Source organism: Ruegeria sp. A4 (assembly GCF_056543025.1).
Genome location: NZ_JBQGAW010000001.1, coordinates 1,737,747 through 1,761,371, shown reverse-complemented (window position 1 = coordinate 1,761,371; position 23,625 = coordinate 1,737,747). Strand labels below are relative to the sequence as shown.

Here is a 23,625-nt window from a genome sequence, read left to right as displayed (position 1 = left end):
GTCATTCAAGCACCGGTTCGGACTGTCGGGCCTCAACCTTGGTTGTGACGTTGTTGCAGGCAGCGCCCAGCATAGCAGGCGATGCGGCCACGCTCACGGAGGCTTTCAAAAAGCCGCGGCGGCTAAGGTAGTCAGTAATCAAAGCAGAGGTTTTTTGGGCACGGTGATTTGTCCAGCTGGGTTGGAATGCGGTTGGCACATCGGTCAAATGATCCGCAAAAAACCACATCCGCTCAAAGCCTAAAAAGCCAGTTGCTACCAGATTGAACAATATCAGGGCAAACACTGGCGCCGATGCGTTCAAAGACTGCCTTAGAACATTACCTTCCTCGGCATTCCATTGGCTTGTGCCACGCGGAATCTTGTCCAAGCATTGGGGAGTGGCCCAGTGTTGTCTTGACTGCATAGGTTGTCGTTGGCGCGCGGGCAGGTTCCGCGCGCCATCAAGGCTTCACTCTTGCCAGCTCATGAAAACCTGCCGCGCCTTTTCGCTTTCGGGGCGTAGGTTCTCGATGCCGCCATAGGGGACGTCTTTACCGATTTCCGAGTTCGGATACTTGGCGATCATCTTCTGATGTCGCTTGATCATGTCCTGGAACGATGCGCCGGCCCAGAGGGAGTACCCGACCAGCGGATGCAGCTCGCGCGGGTCGCGATAGATGTTGTACGTTGGCGCGGCGGCTCCGGGTGCGCCCGGAGCAGGCAGGTGCATCTTGAACTCCTGTTTCACGACCGAGCGAAGAACCGGGCCCTCGTACACATAAACGTAGTCTCGTCGCCCATTGCCTTCGCCTTCCAGCAGCAGGGCCGTCTGATCGATCCCATCGATCACCCGATCACGCGGGATATAGTCGGTGGCGCCAGCGATACGCGCCATCGTCGTGTAGATATCCGAGACATGAAAAATGTCACCGGCGGCGCTGTCAGCCTCGATCACACCGGGCCAGCGAATGAATGCATCAGTGCGCACACCCCCTTCGAGATGTTGGGTCTTGCCGCCGCGATAGATCAGTTGGTTCAGCCCGGATGTTCCTTCGTAATGGTACATCAACCCGTTGTCGGCCATGATCATGACGATGGTGTTGTCCGCCTCGCCGGTCTTCTCCAGCGCGTCGAGAACTTCGCCGATCCAACCGTCCAGAAGCTGCAACTTGTCCGCGTGGAAGCCTCCGTTACGTGACAGCGCCTGATCGGGATAGACAAAGTTCAGCGGATAAAGCGGCCAGTATTGCAGGAAAAACGGCTCATCCAAGGCTGCGACACGCTCGAGCTGTTCAATTGCCTGCGTCTGGTAGCGCTCGTTCATCTCTTCGTATTTGGCTTGGGTCCATTCTTCACCTGCGGCCATGTCGACTTCGCGGGCTTGCCCTCCTGCCTCGGCTTCGACACCTGTCACCAAACCATAGGGCTTGAAACGCTCATCCAGCAGAAGGGCATTGTTCTGTCCCGACGCGTGGTACCCCAACATGTTGTTCGCCTGCATCGCCTCGCGGGTCATCAGGCTCAGCTGAACCTGCTGATGCAGCGGGAAGGCCGCCCAGTCAAAGCCCTGATTGTGTGGGTAGGCCTCTTCGATATCGCCCTGATGCCATTTGCCGACATGCGAGGTGTTGTAGCCCGCCTGTTTCAGGATTTCCGGCAGCGTCACTTCGCTGGCAGGAAGCCCTTCCCCTACCAAAGCCACTTTCACCTCTTCCACGCCGGCCCGGATCGGGTGGCGCCCGGTCAGCATGGCCGTACGAGTGGGTGTACATGAGGGCTCGGTGTACATCCGCATCAACGACATGCCTTCGCTGGCAAAGTCATTGATATTCGGGGTTTCAATGCCCATCACATAGTTGAGTTTGCGTTCGCCCATCTGGCCAAAGCTGATGTCATCGATGAGGATGTACAGGAAATTCGGGGGTTTGCCGCCGTTGGCTTCCCGAAGTTCAGCCAGCCTCGCATCAATCTCGACGTCCTGCGCATCCCATTGCTCGCCAAATTGGGCGCGCAGGAACGCAAATTCACCGTCATGCACAATCGCGTCTTGTTGTGCGGCCGATTGTGTGGTGCTCAACGCTGCTAGCAAACAGGCTGCGATGCCAGTCCTTTGGACAACATTAGTCATTCTGCGTTCCCCCTTTGGTGCTCCTGAAGCTCATTGCCTGAACAATCAGGTCGCGACACTTTGCTGAAAGAGATTGGTTTGAATGATGCGCCAGCTCAGATAACCGCTGGTGTTCTGGTGGCGTTAGAAACGTCACCACGCGCTCTGATCGGGCATCGGCCTCAGGAAGCCGTGGTCGGCCCATGGTGGCGAGGTTTGGAGTTTTTGCTGACACTTGACTCCCCGCGGTTCGAATTCGCTACATTACCGGTAAAGTGTCAGGCTCTGGGAATGGACCACATCAAGAATTCGCCAAATTCGCAAAAGGGTGTCCCTTCCGTATCAGACGGGGTTACGCCCACAGCCGTGCTGAATTTCGAACACCCCAACAAAATCGGGGAAATTACGCCGTGGGAGATAGACTTCCGACAGCTCGATCCCGGTCGATTGTCGACGTCCATAAGGGTGCGCTCAGGGCGATCGGTCTCCGCTCTCAGCATCGCGATGAACCAACGCGTTCATCAACGTGGTGTTTCGCCCAAGGGCTGGATGACGTTCGGGATTCCGTCAAATGGTGCGGTCGACAAATGGCAGGCAAAGGACGTAACCGATAACGCATTCCTGTCCTTCGGTGACAGTGATGGGTTTGACGGTATTTCGACGGCCGGTTTCACGGGAAATGTCATTTCCTTCCAAACCAAAAGATTGGAGAATTTTGCAGAGTCCTGCGGATTTCACCTGGCGCGCGACAACCCGGATGCCCACAGACTGAGGTCCAAAGCAGGTTTGGCCAGCATGGCGAATCTGGAGGGTCGCGTAGCCGGGCTTCTTAACAGTGGTGATGCGCAGTGGTCTGAGGCGGCTGAGCAGGCCCTGATGCTTGAAGCCCTGATTATTCTGACCGACAACGAAGCGCATTTTGACAGGAGTCAGGCGGGCACCAGGCGGCGTGCCCTGGATCGCGCAACCGATCTTATGGTTGCCACTCTGGAAGACCCGATTTCAATTGAAGAGATTTGTAAAGAAAGCGGGGCGTCTTGGCGAACTCTGGATCGCGCGTTCAAGGAACAGTTCGGACAAAGCCCCAAGTCGTATTATATGCGTCTCAGGTTGAACCGTGTTCGCGAGGACCTTCTTTCAGGGTCTTTCAGCGGAAGAATAACCGATGCTGCAAACCGGCTCGGATTTTGGCATATGGGCCAGTTCGCGCGCGACTACAGGCTGTTTTTCCGAGAGCTGCCGTCTGAAACAAGGGGCGTGCAGAAATAGGTTTCCCATACCAATTCCGCTCTTCAGCACCCGGAAGTATCAGGGGCAGGGGCCAGCACCTTCCTGCCCTGAGCTGGCGTCAAGCGCATATCGGCAGGAGTGTTGTTGCCAGTTTCGAGCAGTATGGTGTCGTCCGGTACAGAGTTGAGATGCGCCAAGACCCGTAGGATCACATCTTGCCCAACGAATGGCGGCTACTTGTTGCGTCCAAATTTACAAGGTGCAGTTCTACCTGTTCCGAAGCAAGCCCGGTGGCCAATCTTTGCAGGACCGTCTCATTTTGATCTTTGTCAAGGTTGGATGCGGCCCAACGAGATACAGTCACGGGTGTATCAGGAGGTCTTGCATGGAAAGACTGGTCGAAATTGGGCGGACATTTGTTCAGGCGATGCGTGATCGCAATGGCTTGGCAAGTGTTGACGAGATGTATGCGGAAAACGCTCAGTCCATAGAGGCGGTTGTGCCTCCGGTGCGGCAATTTCGGATTACAAAGGGGCGCGACGCCATCAAGGCAAAGCGGGAGGATTGGCTGAAAACGCATGAAATCCAAACGCTTACGGCAGATGGTCCTTTTGTTCATCCGCCCAATCGCTTTGGCGTGCGTTTCAATGCCGAGGTCGTGCAGAAAGACACCGGACAACGAATGAACCTTAGCGAGATTGCCATTTATTCCGTTGAAGATGGCAAGATTGTACTGGAAGAGTTCTTTATGTTGCCAAAATAGCGAACGGTGCCTGGCAACACGGGTTCCCAAGCGCTTGCGGCCATTTCAGGAAGCCTCGCCAGGTCCGGCGCTGCAATCAAGTACGTCCAATCAAAATGGGCGGTTGACTGGTCGGTCCGGGGCTTGATGGACAGATGGATTAAGGCTTGCAGCATTTTAGCACTCTGCCCGGATCGGAGAACCTAGATGACCGAACTCTCACCTGACAAGCTGTCTGCCGAGGCCGGGGTTTGTGCGGCAGATACCGACGAGAATGCCCCGCCACACCCCTATGAGAAACTTGACCGCGCAACGCGCGCGGCCCTCGCCCGTGCCACCGCCGGTGTTTCCCCGCATTCGATAATGGCCACCTGGATGGATTGGGCCCTGCACCTGGGTCGTTCACCCGGACGCCAGCTTGAACTGACAGAACGCGCGGCACGCGATGCGGCCAAGCTCTGGGTCTATGCCAGCGAGATGGCGACCGGCGCGAAGGCCACTCCGCCTTTTCAGCCACGCAAGCAGGATCACCGTTTCAATGCACCCGGCTGGCACAAGGCGCCATTTTCCCTTTGGCAGCAGGCTTTTCTGAGCGCACAGGATTGGTGGCAGGCCGCAACTGACGAAATGCCCGGCATCGCCCCCCGCGACGCCGAACGCGCGCAATTTCAGGTTCGCCAGGCACTTGATCTTGTCTCTCCTTCGAATTTCCCGTGGTCAAACCCGGAAATCATCAATCGAACGTTCCAGACCGGCGGTCGCAATTTGATGGAGGGCGCCGCGCACTTTCTTGAGGATGTTGCCCATACCATAACGCAACAGCACGAACCTGCCCCTCAGGGGTATGAAATCGGTAAAGACATTGCCGCGACCCCCGGCAGGGTCGTTTATCGCAACGCGCTGTTCGAGCTGATTCAATACACTCCACGCACCAAGCGCGTACAGGCCGAACCGATCCTTTTCGTGCCTGCATGGATCATGAAATACTATGTGCTCGACCTTTCTCCGGAAAACTCCATGGTTCGGTATCTGGTCGAGCAGGGCTTTACCGTGTTCATGATCTCCTGGGTCAATCCCACCGCTGATCAGGCTGATCTCAGCCTCGAGGATTATCGCCTGAACGGTGTCATGGCCGCGATCGAGGCCATCGAGAAAATCGTTCCGGGTAAAAAGATCCACGCCAATGGGTATTGCCTGGGGGGTACACTTCTGGCGATTGCAGCTGCGGTGATGCAACGCGATGGTGATGACCGGCTTGCAAGCGTTACGCTGATGGCGGCGCAGGTTGATTTTGCCGAAGCCGGTGAGCTTTTGCTGTTTATCGATGACAGCCAGGTCGCTTTTGTCGAAGATCTGATGTGGTTGCAGGGCTATCTTGACCGCCCTCAGATGACGCGAACTTTCACGACAATCCGCGCCGAGGATCTGATCTATGCCCGGGCTGTGCGCCGCTATTTTCTGGGTGAAGACGACCTGCCTACGGATCTGACCGTCTGGAACAATGACACGACCCGGATGCCGGCGCGAATGCATTCCGAATATTTGCGCGGTCTGTTCTTGGAAAACCGGCTGAGCGCTGGGCGCTTTTCTGTCGAAGGTCGGGTTGTTGCGCTCAAGGACATACGCGTACCCATGTTTGTGGTCGGAACGGAATCCGACCACATTGCTCCGTGGCGATCAGTGTACAAAATTCGGCTGTTTACCGACGGAGACCTCACCTTCGTGCTGACCAACGGTGGTCACAATGGCGGCATCCTGAGCGAGCCGGGGCACAAGCACCGCCACTATCGGTTGGGCCACAGGCCGGCCGACGCGCTGTATACCTCGCCGGATGAGTGGTTTGAGTCGGCCAAGGAAAAGCAAGGTTCCTGGTGGCCCGCGATGGTGGATTGGATCAAAGACCGTTCATCGGGCGAAACTGCGCCGCCGCCGATGGGCGGAAAACTAAGGGGGGCTGAAAACCTGCCCAAAGCGCCGGGCAGCTACGTTCTTCAGACCTGAAACCGGTGGCGTGGGTCAGACCCGTCAGTGCCCGGTCGATCTCCTTTGGACATCCTGCGCAAGCCCTTCAGGTGAAGTTGAGATTTTAATCGCTCGGTCAGATCTGGGACTTTGCGATGGATCAAGCCTTGCTGCGGCGCAGGTGTGCTATCGTTCAGGTCTTCGAACCCGGTGCCACATTTGCGGTTTTGTCGAAGGCCGAGCCCGCAATTTGAAACGAAAAGAGGCAATACACAGATGATTTCGGGCGGATGTATCTGGAGAGTTGAGCCATGACACGCGCAATGGTTTTGAACGAGGCCGGCCGCGCGCTGAGACTGGAAGACATCGAACTTCCAGCGCCGGGACCTCATGATATCGAGATCCAGATCGAGGCTTGTGGAGTCTGCCGCACGGATCTTCACATCGTCGATGGTGACCTCGAACATCCTGAACTTCCACTGGTTCCGGGCCACGAAATCGTTGGGCGGATCGTTCGAAAGGGGGATGCCGTAACAGGGCTGGATGCCGGTCAGCGTGTGGGCGTGCCTTGGCTTGGGTCCACTTGTGGTAAATGTCCGTATTGCCGCCGCGCACAGGAAAACCTGTGTGACGCGCCGGTGTTCACAGGATACACGCGAAACGGAGGATTTGCCGAAGCCTGCGTTGCGGATGCACGGTATGTCTTTGCCCTGCCAGAGATTGCCGATCCGGTTGCACTGGCGCCGTTGTTATGTGCCGGGCTTATCGGGTTTCGCTGTCTGCGAATGGCCCAGGATGCCAAGGAAATCGGCTTTTATGGCTTCGGAGCTGCCGCGCATATCCTTGCACAACTGGCCGTCTGGCAGGACCGGAAAGTATATGCACTGACCCGGCCCGGCGATATCGAGGCGCAGGAGTTTGCGCGTGAGCTTGGCGCGGTATGGTCTGGTGGATCCGACGAACGACCACCGGCGGAACTGGATGCTGCAATCATATTCGCACCTGTCGGAGCCCTTGTGCCCAAAGCGCTGCAAGCTGTCCGCAAGGGCGGCCGCGTGGTTTGCGGCGGAATTCACATGAGCGATATTCCTTCCTTTCCCTACAGAGATCTTTGGGGGGAGCGTCAAATCCTGTCTGTCGCAAACCTGACGCGTCAGGATGGTGAGGAGTTTTTTGCAATGGCTCAAGCCGCAGGCATCCAGACACGGACCCAAAGATATTCACTGAAAGACGCCAACACAGCCCTCGCGGATCTGGGCGCCGGACGATTGCAAGGTGCAGCGGTTTTGGTTCCCTGACCAATGGTCTGTCGCGCCCCGCACCGGCTTGACAAGTCACAGCGGACGTCAGCATCCGAAATTAGGGTGGTGGCTTAGGCAAACGGATCCTGATCGAGGAACGGACGGAACACCGGAGCACGAAAGACCGCTCGGCGCACTGGGATGCCGCCCACCCGTGCCGGGCACGATCATACCGGCAAACCCGTGGACGATCATGCGCCAACAATCAAACTGGACCGTCAGATGAGCGAAGAGCTTGTTTCCATTCAGCGTGCTGAAAATGCTGGCTTTGTATTGCAAATCGGCTTTTGGTGCCGCAGACAACGAATATTGGTGTCATGCCCGACAAATGTGTCACCGATATTTACATTTAAATATATGAAAAATATATGTTTAAACGTAAGAAAACGAAAAAGCTTTTCAAACGATCTTCATTTTCGTCAAGACGTTTACAAAATTTTGTTTCAAATCCAGTAATTTGTTGTGAAATTTTCCACCGCCTTTCCATTATTGAAATGCACATAAGTGCGCTTTCGTCTGCTGGAAGAGGAGCCAGACGACGAGAGAAAGGGAAATGGGAGGAATTAATGACCAACAAATCTGTCACACGCCGCGGCGTGTTGAAGTCTGGTGCCGTTGCAGGCACCGGTCTGGCCCTGCCTACGATCTTCACGGCTTCGTCGGCGGCCGCTTACACCAACGAACCAACCGGAGGGTCCGTGACCCTGGGCTTCAATGTTCCCCAGACCGGTCCGTATGCGGAAGAGGGCAATGACGAGCTGCTGGCGCAACAGCTGGCGGTGGAACACCTGAACGGAGAGGGTGACGGCGGTTGCCTGAACACCTTCACGTCCAAGGCGCTGAAGGGCAATGGCATTCTCGGCAAGAAGGTCGAGTTCGTCACAGGTGACACCCAGACCAAGTCAGACGCCGCACGTGCGTCTGCAAAGTCGATGATCGAAAAAGACGGTGCGATCATGATCAACGGCGGGTCGTCCTCGGGCGTGGCCGTTGCGGTTCAGGGCCTGTGTCAGGAAGCGGGTGTGATCTTTATGGCGGGTCTGACCCACGCCAACGACACGACCGGCAAGGACAAGAAAGCCAATGGTTTCCGCCATTTCTTCAACGCCTACATGTCGGGCGCTGCGCTTGCGCCGGTGCTGGCTGCCGAGATGGGCAATGACCGCCGCGCCTATCACCTGACAGCGGACTACAACTGGGGCTGGACCCAGGAAGAGTCGATCGTCGCCTCGACCGAAGCCCTGGGATGGGAAACGGTCAACACCGTCAAAACGCCACTCGCGTCAACAGACTTCTCGTCCTACATCACTCCGGTTCTGAACTCGGGCGCGGACGTTTTGGTTCTGAACCACTATGGCGGCAACATGGTGAACTCGCTGACCAACGCGATTCAGTTCGGCCTGCTCGACAAAGTCGCCAACGGCAAGGACTTCAAGATCGTCGTGCCGCTGTACTCGGAACTGATGGCCGCCGGTGCTGGCGAGAACATCAAGGGCGTGCTGGGTTCGATGAACTGGAACTGGCAGTTGCAGGATGAAGGCACCAAAGCCTTCGTGAAATCCTTCGGCGAAAAATACGGCAAGCCGCCGTCCAATTCGGCGCAAACCTGCTATGCCCAGGTTTTGCTATATGCTGATGCTTGCGAGCGTGCCGGTACGTTCAACCCATGCGGTGTCGTTGAAGCGCTGGAAGACTTCGAGTTCGACGGCCTGGGCAACGGCCCGACCTGGTATCGCGGCGCGGATCACCAGTGCTTCAAGGACGTACTGGTCGTGCGTGGCAACATGAACCCGACCAACGCCTATGACACGCTGGAGATCGTCGAGATCACCCCACGCGCGCAGGTTGAATACGATCCGGAGCATCCGATGTTCGCCGGTGGCGCACTGGGTGAGTGTAACCCGGGCGCATAAGACCGCGTATCAAAGTCTGGCCGCCAAAATGGTGGCCAGACATCTACAGCAGGGTTGATCCTGTTGTGCCACTCAATTCACACTGACCAACCCTGAGGTGGGCCAATGGACGCCATCCTATTGCAAATTCTGAACGGTCTGGACAAAGGGTCGGCTTATGCGCTGATTGCGCTGGGGCTGACGCTTATTTTTGGGACGCTCGGCGTTGTGAACTTTGCCCACGGGGCCCTGTTCATGATCGGTGCGTTCTGTGCCGTCACTTTGCAAAAGCTCATGAACCTGAGCTTTGTAACCATCGACGAGAGCCAAACCGACTTTCTTGGCAACCCGCTGAAGGTGGAAACACCTTATGTCGAGGCGTGGTTCGGCCCGGAGTTCGGGGCGACGATCATCGACTGGTCCGTTCCATTGGCCATCCTGTTTGCGATCCCGATCATGCTGGCGGTTGGCTATGTGATGGAACGCGGGCTTATCAAGCATTTCTACAAACGCCCCCACGCGGACCAGATCCTTGTCACGTTCGGGCTGGCGATCGTGTTGCAGGAAATCGTAAAGTATTTCTTCGGTGCCAACCCCATCCAGACCCCGCCGCCCGACGCGCTGAGTGGCTCTATCGATCTTGGCACCATGATCGGGTTTGATCCCAACGCGATCATCTACCCGATCTGGCGCCTCGTCTATTTTGGCTTTGCGGTTGCCATTATCGGTGCCGTCTTCTCATTCCTGCAATTCACCACCTTCGGCATGGTTGTGCGTGCCGGCATGGCGGATCGCGAAACTGTGGGCTTGCTGGGGATCAACATCGACCGGCGCTTTACGATCATGTTCGGTATTGCTGCCGCGGTGGCCGGTTTGGCGGGCGTCATGTACGGGCCGCTCAACCCACCAAACTATCACATGGGGATGGATTTTCTGGTCCTCAGCTTCGTTGTGGTTGTCGTTGGGGGCATGGGGTCTCTTCCCGGTGCCGTGCTGGCTGGCTTTCTGCTGGGCATTCTCGAAAGCTTCGCCTCTACGACCTGGGCCACGACGACGATCCCGGGCATCAACCAAATCATCATCTACCTTGTTGCCATTATTGTGCTGCTCACACGCCCGCGCGGTTTGATGGGACGCAAAGGCGTGATGGAGGAATAATCGATGTTGAGACTGAACAAAAAAGACACCAGCCTGCTGATCATCGTCGGCATCCTTACGATGCTGGCGCCCTTCATCCTGAATCCGTTCCCCGAAGGCAGCGCCATGGCGCAATTCAACGCGGGCTATCCGGACCTGATGCAACGTTTCGTGATCTTTGGCATCTTTGCCATCGGCTTCAACATCCTGTTCGGCCTTACCGGATACCTGTCCTTCGGTCACGCGGCCTTTCTGGGCGTTGGATCCTATTCCGCCGTATGGATGTTCAAGCTGCTGAGCTACAACATCATCCCGGCTATCGCACTCAGCGTTGTGGTCGCCGGAGTGTTCTCTTTGCTGATCGGGTTTGTCAGCCTGCGCCGGTCGGGTATTTATTTTTCGATCCTCACGCTGGCTTTCGCGCAGATGAGCTTTGCGTTGGCTTATTCGGTGTTGTCCAACCCCAAGTTCAACCTGACGAACGGGGAAACGGGATTGCAGGTTTACGCGGATGATCCGCAGATTCTGCAAGGGGCGAACTCGCCGGACCTGCCGCATCTGTTCGGGTTGCCGATGCGCGCAACCTACACATTAGACGTGGGTGCGTGGAGTTTTGATTTCAACGCGGGATACTATCTGTGTGCAGTGATTATGATGGTGGTGTTCTATCTGTCCATCCGAATTTTCCGTTCACCTTTCGGGATGATGCTGCGGGCCGTCAAATCAAACCAGCAACGGATGAACTATACCGGCCTGAACTCGAAACCCTACACGCTGGCAGCTTTTGTCATCTCTGGCATGTATGCCGGCCTGGCTGGTGGGCTGATGGCCGCAATGGACCCGCTGGCAGGGGCCGAACGTATGCAGTGGACCGCATCGGGCGAGGTCGTTCTGATGACGATCCTGGGCGGCACCGGCACACTGATCGGGCCGGTGCTGGGTGCGGGCTTCATCAAGTACTTCGAAAATATCTTCTCGAAGATCAACGACAACGTGTTGCACAGCTGGTTTGCATTCCTGCCTGACGGGCTGGAGGACGCGGTGGTTTTCTTGATCCATCCGTTTATCGGCAAGGGCTGGCATCTGACGCTGGGCATTCTTTTCATGCTTGTCGTTATCTACTTGCCGGGTGGTCTTGTCGAAGGTGGTCAGCGTTTGCTGAACCGGCTCAAGCGCAAGAAATCAAAATCCGACGACGCGACGTCGGGCAAAACGGAACCGGCGGAATAAGGGGCGAGCCATGGCAATTCTAAGAGTCAAAGACGTCAGCAAGCGCTTCGGCGGCCTCAAGGCGCTCACGGACGTGAATCTCAGCGTCGAGGAGAATTCGGTCCACGCAATCATCGGGCCCAATGGGGCGGGCAAGTCGACCTTGCTGAATTGTCTGGTTGGCAAGCTCATGCCAGACACCGGGTCCGTATTGTTCGACAACGCGTCGGTCTTGGGGCTTGAACCCTTCCAGATCAACCAGATGGGCATAAGCCGCGTGTTTCAAACACCCGAGATTTTTGGTGAATTGACAGTGATGGAGAACATGTTGATTCCGATCTTCGCCATGCGGGATGGGGCGTTCCGAATGCATGCATACGAGACCATCGCCAACGAAAAGGCTGTTGTTGAACAGGCCGAAGCGATGCTGGAAGAGATGAACATGGCCGACAAGCGTGAGATGCACGCGGCTTCGCTGTCGCGCGGTGACAAGCGCCGGCTCGAGATCGGCATGTGCCTCAGCCAGAATCCGCGGTTGTTGCTGCTGGACGAACCGACGGCGGGGATGGCGAGGGCGGATACCAACAACACGATCGACCTGCTGAAACAGATCAAGGAAGAACGTGATATCACCATCGCGATCATCGAGCATGACATGCATGTTGTCTTCAGCCTTGCCGAACGCATCACTGTTCTGGCACAGGGGACACCCCTGGTTGAGGATACTCCTGAAAACATCCGCGGAAACCCAAAGGTTCGCGAAGCCTATCTGGGCGAGGCTGCGTAAGGAAAAGCTATGAACGAGAAACCTGACTTTTCGAAAAACGCCAATATGGCCAGCACCGCCCCTGCGTTTCTTTCCGTTTGGGATATGCACTCCTATTATGGAGAAAGTTATATCGTGCAGGGTGTCAGCTTCAATGTGCATGAAGGCGAGATCCTTGCTCTTCTTGGGCGCAACGGTGCGGGCAAAACCTCGACACTGCGCTCGATTGCAAGGGTTGGAGAACCCGAAGTAAGACATGGCGAAATCTGGTTGGACCACAAACCGCTGCACAACATGACAAGCTATGAAGCAGCAGCGGCTGGCCTTGGTCTTGTACCGGAAGACAGACGCATTATTCCCGGCCTGACAGTTGAAGAAAACCTGCAACTTGCACAGATTGCTCCTCCGATCGGATGGTCCCTTGAACGGCTTTACGAGCTGTTTCCGCGTCTCGGTGAGCGCAGGAAGCAGGAGGGGATTACATTGTCGGGAGGCGAACAGCAGATGCTGTCAATCGCCCGAGCGCTTGCCAGGGACATCAAGGTGCTGCTTTTGGATGAGCCGTATGAAGGTTTGGCGCCTGTGATCGTCGACGAAATCGAAAAAACCCTCATACATGTCAAGCAGCAGGGCATGACCACGATCATCGTTGAACAGAACGCTGTACGCGCTTTGGAACTGGCGGATCGCGCGATCATTCTTGACACCGGTACCATCGTGTTCGACGGAACGGCAAAAGAAGTGCTTGAGGACACCGGTCTTCGTGAGGAGTATCTGGCGATCTGAGCGTTATTCTGATCGGGAATTCGACCCGAAGGGTATGCCCAGTTCGTGGCCCACCAAGACCCGCGTTCAGGGCAGATACTGCCCCATGCGCGATCAAACCTGTTTCACCTCAAAAAATGATGGTCGTTGGCTCAAACCCGAATGCGGGTTTGCGGCAACAGGTTCTGTCGGGGCTGTGCCGAATGCACGTCTTGTGCAACGGGCCCCAAAGGACGAGGGGGCAAGTTTGCAATGCTTCGTGACATCCGCCACTGCGCCAACCAGACGATTGCGCCGCGGTGTTCCAGGTCGTTGTGCGATGGATAAGAAAGTCAGGCTCTGGCCCTGGGCTGCCAGTGCCTTCGCCGCAGGGGCCTGCAAGCCGAACCTTCCCTAAATCATTTCGGGCAACCGTCTTGATCGTGTGCCCATGGTTTCAATCGGCCTGAAAACGCGCCGACGAAATCTGTGCCCGGAATAGGCCAGTGTGTCTCGCTTCACTTCCGGCTTGTACTATCCGGCCGGCCCATTTCGGCGTCCGGTTCCCAGCACCTTCACTTCCAGCCAGTGGAACATCAGGGCAATAATACCGGCCACGAGAATGTAGAAGACGGCCAGCAGGATGAGCGGCTCGTAGATGATGAACGTGTCGGACCGCACCCGGGATGACACGGCATAGATATCCACCACCGTAATCGTGGCGACCAAGGGCGTCGCCTTCAACTGGAGGATGGTTTCACCGCCCAGGGTGGGCAGAACGTTGCGGATTGCCTGTGGCAGCCAGATGCGGCGGAACATCGTCAGCCTAGGCATGCCGAACGATTTGGCGGCCTCCAGCTGGCCCTTGGCGACGCCTTTGAAGGCTCCGCGCATTACCTCACCTTCATAGCCGGCATAAGAAAGCGTCAAAGCCAGCACCGCATAAGGCCAGGCCTGACGCAGATACGGCCAAAGCTCGGATGATCGTATCCATGGGAATTGAGGGAACAATGAGCCGAGGCCATAGTACAGCAACCAAAGCTGCAAAAGCAGGGGTGTGCCCCGAATGATGGTGCAAAACGCCTTGGCGGGGGCCGCAAGGTACCAGGGCCCAACGGCCTGGGCCAACCCCAGTGGTACGGCCAGCAGAAACCCGAGAACGACGGTGACAACAAGCAGCCAGAGCGTGGTCCAGATTCCCTGCAACGCAAGCGGTGCGTATTTTGGCAACCAGTCCCATCGCAAAGACATGGCACACCAGATCACGATCCCGGCAAAGATCAGCATCATCACGATGCGATGGGGTTGCATCAAGGACCTGAGATCGATCATCTGCCACCTCCTTTCAGAGAAGGTTGACCGCGACGCGCCCATTTTTCGATCCGCGCGAAGATGGCGCCCGAAAACAGGGTGACCATGAGATAGAGAAAACCCGCCGCCAGAAAGAAGGTGAAATAGGCGCGTGTGCTGCTGGCGGCCTGCCGGGTTTCCAGTGTCAGTTCGTTGAATCCCACGACCGCGAGCAGGGCGGTGTCCTTGGTGGCGATCAGCCACAAGTTGGCCAGACCGGGTACGGCAAAGCTCATCATGGCGGGGATCGTCACGCGGCGCATGGTCATGAAGGCGGGCATCCCGTAGGATTTGGCGGCCTCGATCTGTCCGGGTGGAACCGCCTGTATGGCTCCGCGTAGAATCTCGGTTGCATATGCGCCCTGAACGACGCCCAGAACCCAGATGCCCGCGGCGACGCCATTGACCTCGACCCGTCCTCCGCCCATTGCAGCAGAGATTTTGTTGATGATGTCAGATCCCACATAATAGAGGATCAGGATCAGGACCAGTTCCGGCACGGCCCGGATCACGGTCGTGTAGATGGCAAGAAGATCGCGCGTGACCTTCCCGCCGTAAAGCTTGCCATAGGCTCCGAACAATCCGATCACGAGGCCGAGCGCATATGCACCAAAAGCGATCTGCAATGAGTGGGACAATCCGCGCAGCAGATTGCCCCCCCAACCCGGTGGCGACAGCGACAGAAGCTCTGCGCTCTGCGCCAATCCAAGCGATTCCAACAGTCCGGTCACGGCAGTCGCTTAGTAGATGCTGGCCGAGAAATAGTTCGAAGTGATCTTCTCGTGCGTTCCATCGGCAAGAATTGCCGCGATGCCTTTGTTCAGCGCTGCAAGCAGGTCATCGTCGCCCTTGCGAACACCCGCACCAACGCCCCGGCCCAGGATGGCCGGATCATCTGCGACGGCGCCTTTGATTTCACAGCATGCCCCGGCATCCGAATTCACAAAGTCCGCCATGGCGATACTGTCGGCCTGAGTGGCGTCAATACGACCTGCGAACAGGTCCTGGTTGGCCTCATCCTGAGTTTGATAAACCTTCAGTTCGGAATCCTTGAAATATTCCTGCGCATAAGCCTGGTGGATGGTCGACGCCTGAACGCCGACAACCTTACCGGCCAGCGACTCGGGGGTCGCTTCGATATCCATCGATTTGTCCGCGACGATGACGGCAGGTGTGTTGTAGTAAGGATCGCTGAAATCAATGGTTTTCAGCCGCTCTTCGGTGATCGACATAGACGCCATGATGGCGTCGATCTGCTGTCCTGTCAGCGACGGGATGATACCATCCCAGGCGACCGGCGTGATGATACAGTCAAGTTCCGCTGCGGCGCAGACCGCATTGATGACATCGACTTCCCAGCCGACCCAATTGCCTGAACTGTCCAGAGACGCGAATGGCGGATACGGTTCGGCCGCGATGCCGATCTTGACCTCTTCTGCACTGGCGATACCAGCCGAAAGGACAGCGGCGGCAAGGCCGGACGCGAGCAGTTTCTTGACGTTCATTTTGATACTCCCTTTTGGTTCATTTTGTTTTGCTTTTTTGGTTCAGGCGACCGAGCTGAGGAACTGCTTCAGGCGCTCTGATTTCGAGTTTCCGAAGACCTCGGCAGGTGGGCCCTGCTCTTCGATGCGGCCCTCGAAGAGATAGACAACGTGGTCTGCGACTTCGCGTGCGAATTTCATTTCATGGGTGACAAGCAGCATTGTGCGCCCTTCGGCGGCAAGATCGCGGATCACGGTCAGAACTTCGCCAACAAGCTCGGGATCAAGCGCTGACGTGGGTTCATCGAAAAGCATCACCGAAGGATCGACCGCAAGCGCCCGGGCAATGGCGGCGCGCTGTTGCTGACCACCCGAAAGATAGGCCGGATAGGTGTCGGCCTTGTCGCCAAGACCCACCCGCGTCAGCAGCTCATGCGCCCGCGCGATCGCCTGGGCTTTTGGCACCTTGAGCACATGCACCGGCACTTCGATCACGTTCTCCAGAAGCGTGCGGTGTGTCCACAGATTGAACTGCTGGAAAACCATGGCCAGGCGCGTGCGGATACGTTCGATCTGGCGGCGGTTGGACGGGCTGCCATCGGCGTGCATTTCAACCGGTTCCCCGCCGATGATTATCTTTCCGGAACTCGGCGTTTCCAGAAAGTTGATGCAGCGCAGCATGGTGGATTTTCCAGAGCCTGACCCCCCGATAATGGCGACAACATCCCCCTTGTTTGCGGTCAGGGATACGCCTTTCAAAACCTCCAGCGTGCCAAAGGATTTGTGCAGATCCTCAACCTTGATCGCCTCGTCAGACGTGGTTGTTTCGGGTGCGGGTGAAACTGCTTTGGCTGTGTCCATATCCAAGAATCTTCTGATTTCAGCTTGCAGTAAGCCCCGAATCTCGCAATTATGCAAGTGTATAATAACCTCGTGCCATGGATGAACCTGACGTGCAGGACGACAGCCGCAAATTCAAACGTGAGTCTGCCGAGTTTCGCCGCGAGGCGCTGATTCTGGCGACTTTGGACCTGATCGCCGAGATGGGCGTTCGGGGTGCCACGGTGCGCGAGATCGCAGCCCGCGCGAATGTGACCCAAGGTTTGATCCGGCACTATTTCTCATCCAAGGACGAACTGGTTCAGGCGGCGTATGAGCACCACATGAATACGCTGACGGACCAGACAGCGGCGTCGTCAGGAACCGGAAGCGCGGTGTCTCAGTTGACCAACTTCGTCGACGCGTCACTGCGACCGCCTATCGTCGATCCAAGCGCCGTGGCGTTGTGGGCGGGTTTCCTGAACAAAGTGCAGCATGACCCGAAAATGCAGCGCATTCACCAGCGAACCTATGACTATTTCCGGGATCACCTCGAGAAGCTGATCGTCGCGGCATTGCAGGAAACCGGGCGTTCGGTTGATGCGTCAGAGGCAATGCAACTGGCCATCGCCTGCAACGCGGTGATCGACGGCCTGTGGCTTGAAGGGGGCGCGCTTCCGGATGCGTTTTCCGAAGGCCAACTGGCGCGGATCGGTTTGGATTCCGTCAGCGCCATCGTCGGGATTCCATTGACCAAAGAGGTGGAGCAGCCATGAAGACCACATCGGTGACAGAACGGTTGGCGGGCTTGGGCGGTGCCAAATGGGGCGTACATCTGAAAGCCCGCGACCTGATCAAGGCCGGAGCGGACATCGTCGAAATGACGATAGGAGAACCGGACGTGCCGGTGCCGGACGCGCTGGTCGAAGCCACCGTTGCCTCATTGCGGGCGCAGCGGACAGGGTACTCTAACGGGCGCGGTGAAGCCGGGCTGCTTGACGCGCTGGCTGCGCGCTATTCTGCCTCTCGCGGGCGGGCTTTCGAGCCCGGGAATTTTCTGTGCTTTCCCGGCACGCAAACCGCCTTGTTTGCAGCCATGGCCGGGGTCGCCGAGGCGGGCGACGAAGTTCTTGTCGGCGATCCGATGTACGCGACCTATGAAGGTGTTGTTCGTGCATCCGGGGCCGAGATGGTGCCCGTACCGCTGCGGCCCGAGAAAGGGTTTCGCATGCAGGCAGCAGATATCGCGGCCCGCATCACTCCGCGCAGCCGCGCCATTCTTCTGACAACGCCGCATAACCCGACGGGCGCGATCCTGACCGCCGCGGACATTGCCGAGATCGGGCAGCTGGCGATTGCGCATGACTTGTGGATCATCTCGGACGAGGTTTATGAAGAATTGATCTTTGACGGTGCCCGATTTGTTTCACCATTGGCCGATCCGGAACTGGCGGATCGTGTCATTGGCGTATCATCCATTTCGAAATCTCATGCCGCTCCGGGGTTCCGCAGTGGCTGGTGTGTCGGGCCCGCCGCGTTCTGCGAAGCGCTGCTGCCCTATTCCGAGACCATGCTTTTTGGCAATCAGCCTTTCATCGCGGACATGACCGAAAAGGCGATCCGTGACGGGTCCGAGGTTGCCCCCGGTATGGCCGCCCGCTTTGCTGGCCGCGCGACCCTGTTGGCCGATCGTCTTGAAGCTGAAACGGATCTGATTGTTCACCGGCCCGAGGCGGGAATGTTCGCACTCATCAATGTCTCTGCCACCGGGCTGGATGGCGAAGCCTATGCCTGGGATCTGCTACAGGCCGGGGTGGCCGTCATGCCGGGATCCGCCTTTGGTGACAGCCTGACGGACTGGGTGCGGGTCGCTTTGACGATCAATGACACGGACTTTGGTACCGCGGTTTCCCGTATCATCGAACACGCCAACAGCAAATCACGCGAGGTCGCATGAGCGGTATGACAATTGGCGAAGCTCTGGTTGCCGGGCTGCGCCAGCGGGATGTGACCTGCGTCTTCGGAATTCCGGGCGTTCACACAGTGGAACTGTACCGAGGGCTTGCCGCTTCGGGCATACGACATGTGACGCCCAGACACGAACAGGGGGCGGGTTTCATGGCCGACGGCTATGCCCGTGTGTCGGGTAAACCGGGTGTTGCCTTTGTGATCACCGGCCCCGGATTGACCAACACGCTGACGCCGATGGCGCAGGCGCGGGCCGATTCAATACCGATGCTGGTGGTGTCCGGCGTCAATAAAACCGGATCGCTTGGCAAGGGTTTGGGGCATCTGCACGAATTGCCAGACCAAATCGGGCTGGCGAAAACGGTTGCGTTGGTGTCTGAACAGGTCACCGGCCCCGGCGCTCTGGACCCGGTTTTGGAGCGCGTTTTTCACGGCCTCAGCAACGGTCGCAGCGGGCCGGTGCATATCGAGGTTCCGTTGGATGTCGCAGCGGCGGAATATCAGGAAACAGCAGTCGAGACGCCTGACCCTGATCCTCCGGTCGGCCCGGCATTGATCAGGCAGGCCGCAGGGCAACTGGCTGAGGCAAAGAAAGTCGTCATTCTGGCGGGCGGCGGCGCGAAACGTACCGAGGCGGGATTGCAGGCACTGGCCGAAGCTCTGGATGCCCCTGTTGTGCAAACCGTCAACGCGCGCGGCCTGATGCACGGACATGCCCTGACCGTTCCGGCCAGCCCCAGCCTGAACGCGGTGCGCGCATTGTTGGAAAGCGCCGATAGCGTTCTGGCCTTGGGAACCGAGCTGGGGCCAACCGATTATGACATGTATGCCACCGGTCAGATTGCGAAACTGCCAAACCTGATACGGGTTGATCGGTGCAGCGATCAGCTTTCACGGCATAATGCAGCGATTGCCATTCAAGGTGACGTCGGCTTGGCTGTGCCAGCGCTGTGTCAGGCTCTGCCGCAGAGGGCACGGCAAAGCGACGGTGCGGACCGTGCCAGAAAAACGCGCGATGCGGCCTGGCAGGAGATTGGTCCGGATTATCGCCAACAGGTGGAGATACTCAATGCGATGCGCTCGGCGTCTCCGAATGCTCTGATGGTCGGGGATTCCACTCAGCCCATTTATGCCGGCAATCTTTACTATGATCACGACCGGGCTGGTGGCTGGTTCAATGCGGCGACGGGGTATGGTGCGCTTGGTTATGGCATACCCGCAGCCATCGGCGCGTCGATTGCCGATCCAACGGCGCGGGTAATATGCATCGTCGGCGATGGCGGGGCGCAGTTTTCAATGCCGGAAGCAATGGCCGCGGTAGACGAAAACCTGCCGGTCACGTTCGTGATCTGGAACAATCACGGGTACCGGGAAATCGCCACATCGATGCAGGATGCAGGCGTGACGGTCATTGGATGTGACCCCACACCCCCCGATTTTGCAGCAACGGCCAGATCCTTTGGCATTCCGCATACCAGGGTTCCCGACAAGCCGCAGGCCATCGCGCACGCGTTACGCGAAACCGCGTCCATGGGCGGGCCCGCGATGATCGAAGTCACCGCCCGAAAATTCGAACTTCAGAGAGATTGAAACATGTCAGACCCAACTTTTGAGTTTTCCCGCGCCATCACCCGCCGCCCGGCATCGACCATCGCTGACGGATTGCGCGCAGAAGATTTCGGAAACCCGGATTTCGATGGGATGACGGCCGCGCATGGGGCTTACGTGGCAGCACTGAAAAGCACCGGGGCCGAGGTGATCGAGCTTGATCCCCTGGATGCGTTCCCAGACGCGCAGTTTGTGGAAGATACGGCCCTGTGCCTGCCGCAGGGTGCTGTGCTGATGCGGCCGGGCGCGCCTTCGCGAATGGGGGAAGTGGCCGAGATCGCCCCGGCACTGCGGGCCTGCTATGAAACGGTCACACAGATCAATGGTCCCGGCCATATCGAGGGTGGAGACATCCTTGTAACCGGCCGCGAAATTCTTGTGGGCCGGTCAGACCGCACTGACGCGGAAGGTGTTGAGGAACTGGCAAAAATCACCTCGGAATGGGGTCACAAACTGCGGGAAGTGTTCACGCCCGAGGGCGTTTTGCACTTCAAAACGGATTGTTCTCTGATGGATGCCGAGACAATTCTTGCGACCCGGCGATTGGACGCTTCGGGCTGCTTTGAAGGCTACCGGGTGCTGCATGTTGCTGACGGAGAGGAGGCAGCGGCAAACGCGATCCGGTTCAACAATCTGGTGCTGATGGCCGCTGGTTTCCCACGCACCGCAGAGATGCTGGACCGCGAAGGCTATGAGGTCGTTGAAATTGACAATACAGATTGTGCAAAGCTTGATGGTGGCATGTCCTGTCTTTCATTAAGGTTCTGAGGGGCAGCTGCCGGGTTCAGGCCCCAGTGAATTCGGCAGGTCGGCGTGTTGATGGTTCGAAAGACAGGCGGTGAACAAGCTTGATTTCTTCCGGTTGACCGGCGCGCAGGTAGCACTGTTTGAACCCTGTTTCCCAAAGCCCAATGGCTAGGCCCCGCGGCAAGGGTCGGCGGGCCCTGAGTGGGATTGTCTTCCTTGTTCGCATCGGATCGTGCACCGCCGCTGCCATCGCTGCACATTGCGCGCGCACCGGTGTCTGGCCCATCTCTAATGGCCCGAATTCGGAAGCGCCAGAACACTCGTGAGTGTTGCCGTTGTCGCCAGCACCACCAACACCATCAATGCCTCAACCTCGATGGAGCGGGCGAGGCGTTGCGCTGCCTTGACCTCTCCACCTTGCATGGCCGGAACAAATCGGAGCTTGTTTGCGGCGGCAAGAAACAACAGCAGCGCCACAAAAAACACTTTGAGCAACAACGCCTGCCCGTAGCCAGTGAACAGCAGCCCTTGGAGATTGCCGACAAGCAACCAGGCCATCCAAAGACCCGCCACGATTAACGCCGGCACAAGCCAAGTGGCAGCTTGCCCAAAGACATGACCGAGTTCAGAAGCATCCTTCAGATGTTCAGGAGCAAGGGCCATATTCCGCAGCGGGCTGAAGATGCCCACCCAGAAAGCTACACACAACAGGTGCAGCAGGAGCAGGAGCTGGATACCAAAGCTCTCCAGTTCCGGCACGTGCCCGATCTGTGCAAACGACCACAAAGCGATCGTGCCACCCAACAGCGCGATCCACTGACCAAAGCGAGGAACGGACAGCCCCACAAGGATCAACGCTGCGCCTGCAAGGCGGTAAACAAGTGTGTCGCCCACGGATGTCTGCCACAGCAGGCCAAGCATCTGCGGATCGACCATGCCGTCAACCCCGCCTGTCAAGGCGGCTCCACGAAGCAAGAAGCCAACTGCAGTCGCGACAAGAGCAAGCCATGCCAAGGCCCTGGCCTGGCGCGTCATCGCAAGGTTCACCGGCGCGACAAGGCCGGAATAGAGGCATCCAACAATCACAAGCCCGGCAGAGCCCGCAAAGCCGATGTAGAGCACCAGCTTTGCGAGGATCGCGGCAATCGCCCAGATGTCTGGCATGCTCATTCCACGGTAAAGGAAAACTCGCCCTGCATCGCATGGCCGTCTTCACCCAAACCCCGCCATTCGATGACATAGGTGCCCGTTCCATTGCTCGGCAGTGGGATCGTGAATGCCTGACCAAAACTTGTCTGGTCGCCCAAATCCAGGCTTACTGCCGAGTGTTCTTCATGGGCCATCTCTATCCGTGTCAGCCGGATGTTTTTCGAGAAGTTGAGGCCAATTTCAGCGGGCGCAGTGGTTATCGTGGCGCCGTTGGCAGGGGTTGTTTCTTCAATTTTGGAATGCGCCAGTGCGCCGTTGGCAAGCGCAACCATAAGCGCGAATGTCATGATCTTCTTCATTGGGTTACCCTCAGTTTATTCCGTTGGCGCGCTGGATTTCGCGAATGTAGGCGATCACCATGGCAACGTCACCTCGTGTCAGGCCCTCCACGGGGGGCATGTCGCCAAACTGCCAATGGTGGCTTCTTACACCTTGTGAAACCGCCCTGTGAAAGGCTTCATCAGCGTGGTGACTGGGTTCGTAAATTTTGTGGATCAGAGGCGGCCCCGCACCCTCTACGCCGACCGCATTGGCGCCGTGGCATGACGCGCACGAGACCTCAAAAACACGCTGGCCGATTGCGGCATTGCCTTCGATGGCCGGCATCTGAATTGCGACCATGGCGTCGCCTTTGCGTGTTTCATGCGGTGTGGTCTCTTCAATTGCGCCGGGGCGAAGAGTTGCGAAGGCGGCGACGGCAGCGACAGCGCATGCGCCGATCAGCAAGTGACTTTTTTTCATGGATTGGTCCTGACATTTTGGAAGCTGGTAGCGCTGCGGCACATCGCGAACAGCCACACGTGCTGGTCGCTTACATCCGCAGGGATTTGTGCTGCTTCAAAGGTCAGGGGGCCTGTAAAGGACGTCTGGTTCACTCAGCTTGACTTGGGTTCCAACATGGAACTCCGGGTCAGTATCACGCCGACCCTTGGCAACTTCACTGACTTGGAACGGCAATGCAACGGCTTGGCAGATAAAGGGATTGCACTTTCCGGTTTCGGAACTCTCCGGGTCATGATGATGACCTGAAGCCGAGACGTCACCGCTGGTTGCCAATGCTGAGTGTACGGAAGGTTGCATATGGTGCTTACAGTGAAGGTCCACGCAGCCCTTCGACAGCGCGTGCGCAACACCGCCAATGCCGGTCAGGATGACCAGAACGCCAACTAATAGAACAAGAGAGTATCGCCGGATGACCATGGTGCCGGACGTTACTGCACGCAAGCGCACGATACAACGCCACACAATTCATCGCCCCGAAACAGGGTCGCTCAATTGTGGTCTGCGATGCAAAAAAAGCAAACCGTGACTGCGATGCGGTTTTGTGCGCTGCATTCTCACCATAGTCTTCATGGCCCAATTCGCAGT

The 23,625-nt window shown here is 57.5% G+C and carries 23 protein-coding genes; 14 read left to right on the top strand and 9 right to left on the bottom strand.

The annotated features are described in order from the left end of the window. Position 1: 1 nt before the first annotated feature. Positions 2–370 (bottom strand): twin-arginine translocation signal domain-containing protein, encoded by a 369-nt coding sequence (locus ACR0E2_RS08710; RefSeq protein WP_480446099.1) that lies wholly within the window; start codon positions 368–370, stop codon positions 2–4. Between the two features lie 81 nt (positions 371–451). After that, positions 452–2,059, bottom strand: coding sequence for a sulfatase-like hydrolase/transferase (locus ACR0E2_RS08705; RefSeq protein WP_480446098.1), 1,608 nt, complete (start codon positions 2,057–2,059; stop codon positions 452–454). Between the two features lie 579 nt (positions 2,060–2,638). On the opposite strand from ACR0E2_RS08705, the gene ACR0E2_RS08700 reads away from it, so the two are divergent. The 10 genes from ACR0E2_RS08700 (at position 2,639) to ACR0E2_RS08655 (ending at position 13,114) form a co-directional block, all read left to right on the top strand. Further along, positions 2,639–3,358, top strand: a complete 720-nt coding sequence (locus tag ACR0E2_RS08700; RefSeq protein WP_480446097.1) for a helix-turn-helix domain-containing protein — start codon at positions 2,639–2,641, stop codon at positions 3,356–3,358. A gap of 346 nt (positions 3,359–3,704) precedes the next feature. After that, complete coding sequence (locus ACR0E2_RS08695; protein ID WP_171118898.1) at positions 3,705–4,082, top strand: nuclear transport factor 2 family protein; 378 nt, start codon at positions 3,705–3,707, stop codon at positions 4,080–4,082. A 186-nt stretch (positions 4,083–4,268) separates the two neighbouring features. Then, complete coding sequence (locus ACR0E2_RS08690; RefSeq protein ID WP_480446096.1) at positions 4,269–6,062, top strand: PHA/PHB synthase family protein; 1,794 nt, start codon at positions 4,269–4,271, stop codon at positions 6,060–6,062. Between the two features lie 272 nt (positions 6,063–6,334). Then, complete coding sequence (locus ACR0E2_RS08685) at positions 6,335–7,321, top strand: zinc-dependent alcohol dehydrogenase family protein (protein WP_480446095.1); 987 nt, start codon at positions 6,335–6,337, stop codon at positions 7,319–7,321. Between the two features lie 144 nt (positions 7,322–7,465). Beyond that, positions 7,466–7,780: a hypothetical protein gene (locus tag ACR0E2_RS08680; RefSeq protein WP_171229049.1), complete on the top strand. Its 315-nt coding sequence runs from the start codon at positions 7,466–7,468 to the stop codon at positions 7,778–7,780. A gap of 110 nt (positions 7,781–7,890) precedes the next feature. After that, positions 7,891–9,237: a substrate-binding protein gene (locus ACR0E2_RS08675; protein ID WP_152459077.1), complete on the top strand. Its 1,347-nt coding sequence runs from the start codon at positions 7,891–7,893 to the stop codon at positions 9,235–9,237. 105 nt (positions 9,238–9,342) lie between these two features. Further along, entirely contained in the window at positions 9,343–10,374 is a 1,032-nt protein-coding gene (locus tag ACR0E2_RS08670) for a branched-chain amino acid ABC transporter permease (RefSeq protein ID WP_171118891.1), read from the top strand. Between the two features lie 3 nt (positions 10,375–10,377). Then, positions 10,378–11,583, top strand: a complete 1,206-nt coding sequence (locus ACR0E2_RS08665; RefSeq protein ID WP_480446094.1) for a branched-chain amino acid ABC transporter permease — start codon at positions 10,378–10,380, stop codon at positions 11,581–11,583. 10 nt (positions 11,584–11,593) lie between these two features. Continuing rightward, positions 11,594–12,349 (top strand): ABC transporter ATP-binding protein, encoded by a 756-nt coding sequence (locus tag ACR0E2_RS08660; protein WP_152459074.1) that lies wholly within the window; start codon positions 11,594–11,596, stop codon positions 12,347–12,349. A 9-nt stretch (positions 12,350–12,358) separates the two neighbouring features. Continuing rightward, entirely contained in the window at positions 12,359–13,114 is a 756-nt protein-coding gene (locus tag ACR0E2_RS08655; RefSeq protein WP_152459073.1) for an ABC transporter ATP-binding protein, read from the top strand. Between the two features lie 492 nt (positions 13,115–13,606). Here the strand turns inward: ACR0E2_RS08655 and ACR0E2_RS08650 are convergent, their stop codons facing one another. From ACR0E2_RS08650 to ACR0E2_RS08635, 4 genes are read right to left on the bottom strand one after another with little or no spacing between them, the layout of a single operon-like run. Beyond that, positions 13,607–14,404, bottom strand: a complete 798-nt coding sequence (locus ACR0E2_RS08650; RefSeq protein ID WP_171615472.1) for an ABC transporter permease — start codon at positions 14,402–14,404, stop codon at positions 13,607–13,609. Then, positions 14,401–15,153 carry an ABC transporter permease gene (locus ACR0E2_RS08645; protein ID WP_152459071.1) on the bottom strand — a complete coding sequence of 251 codons (753 nt, stop codon included), beginning with the start codon at positions 15,151–15,153 and terminating at the stop codon, positions 14,401–14,403. Before ACR0E2_RS08645 ends, ACR0E2_RS08650 begins: the two co-directional genes overlap by 4 nt. A 9-nt stretch (positions 15,154–15,162) precedes the next feature. Further along, positions 15,163–15,927 carry a transporter substrate-binding domain-containing protein gene (locus ACR0E2_RS08640; RefSeq protein WP_171229047.1) on the bottom strand — a complete coding sequence of 255 codons (765 nt, stop codon included), beginning with the start codon at positions 15,925–15,927 and terminating at the stop codon, positions 15,163–15,165. 42 nt (positions 15,928–15,969) lie between these two features. Continuing rightward, positions 15,970–16,767: an ABC transporter ATP-binding protein gene (locus ACR0E2_RS08635; RefSeq protein WP_480446093.1), complete on the bottom strand. Its 798-nt coding sequence runs from the start codon at positions 16,765–16,767 to the stop codon at positions 15,970–15,972. Positions 16,768–16,844: 77 nt separating this feature from the next. On the opposite strand from ACR0E2_RS08635, the gene ACR0E2_RS08630 reads away from it, so the two are divergent. Genes ACR0E2_RS08630 through ACR0E2_RS08615 form a run of 4 tightly spaced genes read left to right on the top strand, consistent with a single transcriptional unit; the run spans position 16,845 to position 21,069 of the window. Beyond that, on the top strand, positions 16,845–17,501 hold the full coding sequence (locus ACR0E2_RS08630; RefSeq protein WP_480446092.1) for a TetR/AcrR family transcriptional regulator: 657 nt from the start codon (positions 16,845–16,847) through the stop codon (positions 17,499–17,501). Next, positions 17,498–18,682 (top strand): pyridoxal phosphate-dependent aminotransferase, encoded by a 1,185-nt coding sequence (locus ACR0E2_RS08625; protein ID WP_480446091.1) that lies wholly within the window; start codon positions 17,498–17,500, stop codon positions 18,680–18,682. The genes ACR0E2_RS08630 and ACR0E2_RS08625 overlap by 4 nt, the downstream gene beginning before the upstream one ends. Further along, positions 18,679–20,283 carry a 5-guanidino-2-oxopentanoate decarboxylase gene (locus ACR0E2_RS08620; protein ID WP_480446090.1) on the top strand — a complete coding sequence of 535 codons (1,605 nt, stop codon included), beginning with the start codon at positions 18,679–18,681 and terminating at the stop codon, positions 20,281–20,283. Before ACR0E2_RS08625 ends, ACR0E2_RS08620 begins: the two co-directional genes overlap by 4 nt. 3 nt (positions 20,284–20,286) lie before the next feature. Beyond that, positions 20,287–21,069 (top strand): dimethylarginine dimethylaminohydrolase family protein, encoded by a 783-nt coding sequence (locus ACR0E2_RS08615; RefSeq protein WP_480446089.1) that lies wholly within the window; start codon positions 20,287–20,289, stop codon positions 21,067–21,069. A gap of 267 nt (positions 21,070–21,336) precedes the next feature. Here ACR0E2_RS08615 and ACR0E2_RS08610 read toward each other — a convergent pair whose 3' ends face one another. The 3 genes from ACR0E2_RS08610 to ACR0E2_RS08600 are packed head-to-tail and all read right to left on the bottom strand — an operon-like array spanning position 21,337 to position 22,998. Then, positions 21,337–22,170, bottom strand: coding sequence for a copper resistance D family protein (locus ACR0E2_RS08610; RefSeq protein ID WP_480446088.1), 834 nt, complete (start codon positions 22,168–22,170; stop codon positions 21,337–21,339). Positions 22,171–22,214: 44 nt separating this feature from the next. Continuing rightward, positions 22,215–22,544: a copper resistance CopC family protein gene (locus tag ACR0E2_RS08605; protein ID WP_480446087.1), complete on the bottom strand. Its 330-nt coding sequence runs from the start codon at positions 22,542–22,544 to the stop codon at positions 22,215–22,217. 22 nt (positions 22,545–22,566) lie between these two features. After that, the gene (locus tag ACR0E2_RS08600) at positions 22,567–22,998 is read right to left on the bottom strand and encodes a c-type cytochrome (protein ID WP_480446086.1); all 432 of its coding nucleotides are present in this window, start codon (positions 22,996–22,998) and stop codon (positions 22,567–22,569) included. Positions 22,999–23,625: the final 627 nt, after the last annotated feature.

Bases quoted from the DNA above. Each gene is read 5' to 3' on its own strand.
- ACR0E2_RS08635 (WP_480446093.1), bottom strand. From the start codon at position 16,767: ATGGACACAGCCAAAGCAGTTTCACCCGCACCCGAAACAACCACGTCT.
- ACR0E2_RS08600 (WP_480446086.1), bottom strand. From the start codon at position 22,998: ATGAAAAAAAGTCACTTGCTGATCGGCGCATGCGCTGTCGCTGCCGTC.
- ACR0E2_RS08605 (WP_480446087.1), bottom strand. From the start codon at position 22,544: ATGACATTCGCGCTTATGGTTGCGCTTGCCAACGGCGCACTGGCGCAT.
- ACR0E2_RS08660 (WP_152459074.1), top strand. From the start codon at position 11,594: ATGGCAATTCTAAGAGTCAAAGACGTCAGCAAGCGCTTCGGCGGCCTC.
- ACR0E2_RS08665 (WP_480446094.1), top strand. From the start codon at position 10,378: ATGTTGAGACTGAACAAAAAAGACACCAGCCTGCTGATCATCGTCGGC.
- ACR0E2_RS08700 (WP_480446097.1), top strand. From the start codon at position 2,639: ATGACGTTCGGGATTCCGTCAAATGGTGCGGTCGACAAATGGCAGGCA.
- ACR0E2_RS08675 (WP_152459077.1), top strand. From the start codon at position 7,891: ATGACCAACAAATCTGTCACACGCCGCGGCGTGTTGAAGTCTGGTGCC.
- ACR0E2_RS08625 (WP_480446091.1), top strand. From the start codon at position 17,498: ATGAAGACCACATCGGTGACAGAACGGTTGGCGGGCTTGGGCGGTGCC.
- ACR0E2_RS08630 (WP_480446092.1), top strand. From the start codon at position 16,845: ATGGATGAACCTGACGTGCAGGACGACAGCCGCAAATTCAAACGTGAG.
- ACR0E2_RS08615 (WP_480446089.1), top strand. From the start codon at position 20,287: ATGTCAGACCCAACTTTTGAGTTTTCCCGCGCCATCACCCGCCGCCCG.
- ACR0E2_RS08650 (WP_171615472.1), bottom strand. From the start codon at position 14,404: ATGATCGATCTCAGGTCCTTGATGCAACCCCATCGCATCGTGATGATG.
- ACR0E2_RS08655 (WP_152459073.1), top strand. From the start codon at position 12,359: ATGAACGAGAAACCTGACTTTTCGAAAAACGCCAATATGGCCAGCACC.
- ACR0E2_RS08670 (WP_171118891.1), top strand. From the start codon at position 9,343: ATGGACGCCATCCTATTGCAAATTCTGAACGGTCTGGACAAAGGGTCG.
- ACR0E2_RS08695 (WP_171118898.1), top strand. From the start codon at position 3,705: ATGGAAAGACTGGTCGAAATTGGGCGGACATTTGTTCAGGCGATGCGT.
- ACR0E2_RS08680 (WP_171229049.1), top strand. From the start codon at position 7,466: ATGCCGCCCACCCGTGCCGGGCACGATCATACCGGCAAACCCGTGGAC.
- ACR0E2_RS08685 (WP_480446095.1), top strand. From the start codon at position 6,335: ATGACACGCGCAATGGTTTTGAACGAGGCCGGCCGCGCGCTGAGACTG.
- ACR0E2_RS08620 (WP_480446090.1), top strand. From the start codon at position 18,679: ATGAGCGGTATGACAATTGGCGAAGCTCTGGTTGCCGGGCTGCGCCAG.
- ACR0E2_RS08690 (WP_480446096.1), top strand. From the start codon at position 4,269: ATGACCGAACTCTCACCTGACAAGCTGTCTGCCGAGGCCGGGGTTTGT.
- ACR0E2_RS08640 (WP_171229047.1), bottom strand. From the start codon at position 15,927: ATGAACGTCAAGAAACTGCTCGCGTCCGGCCTTGCCGCCGCTGTCCTT.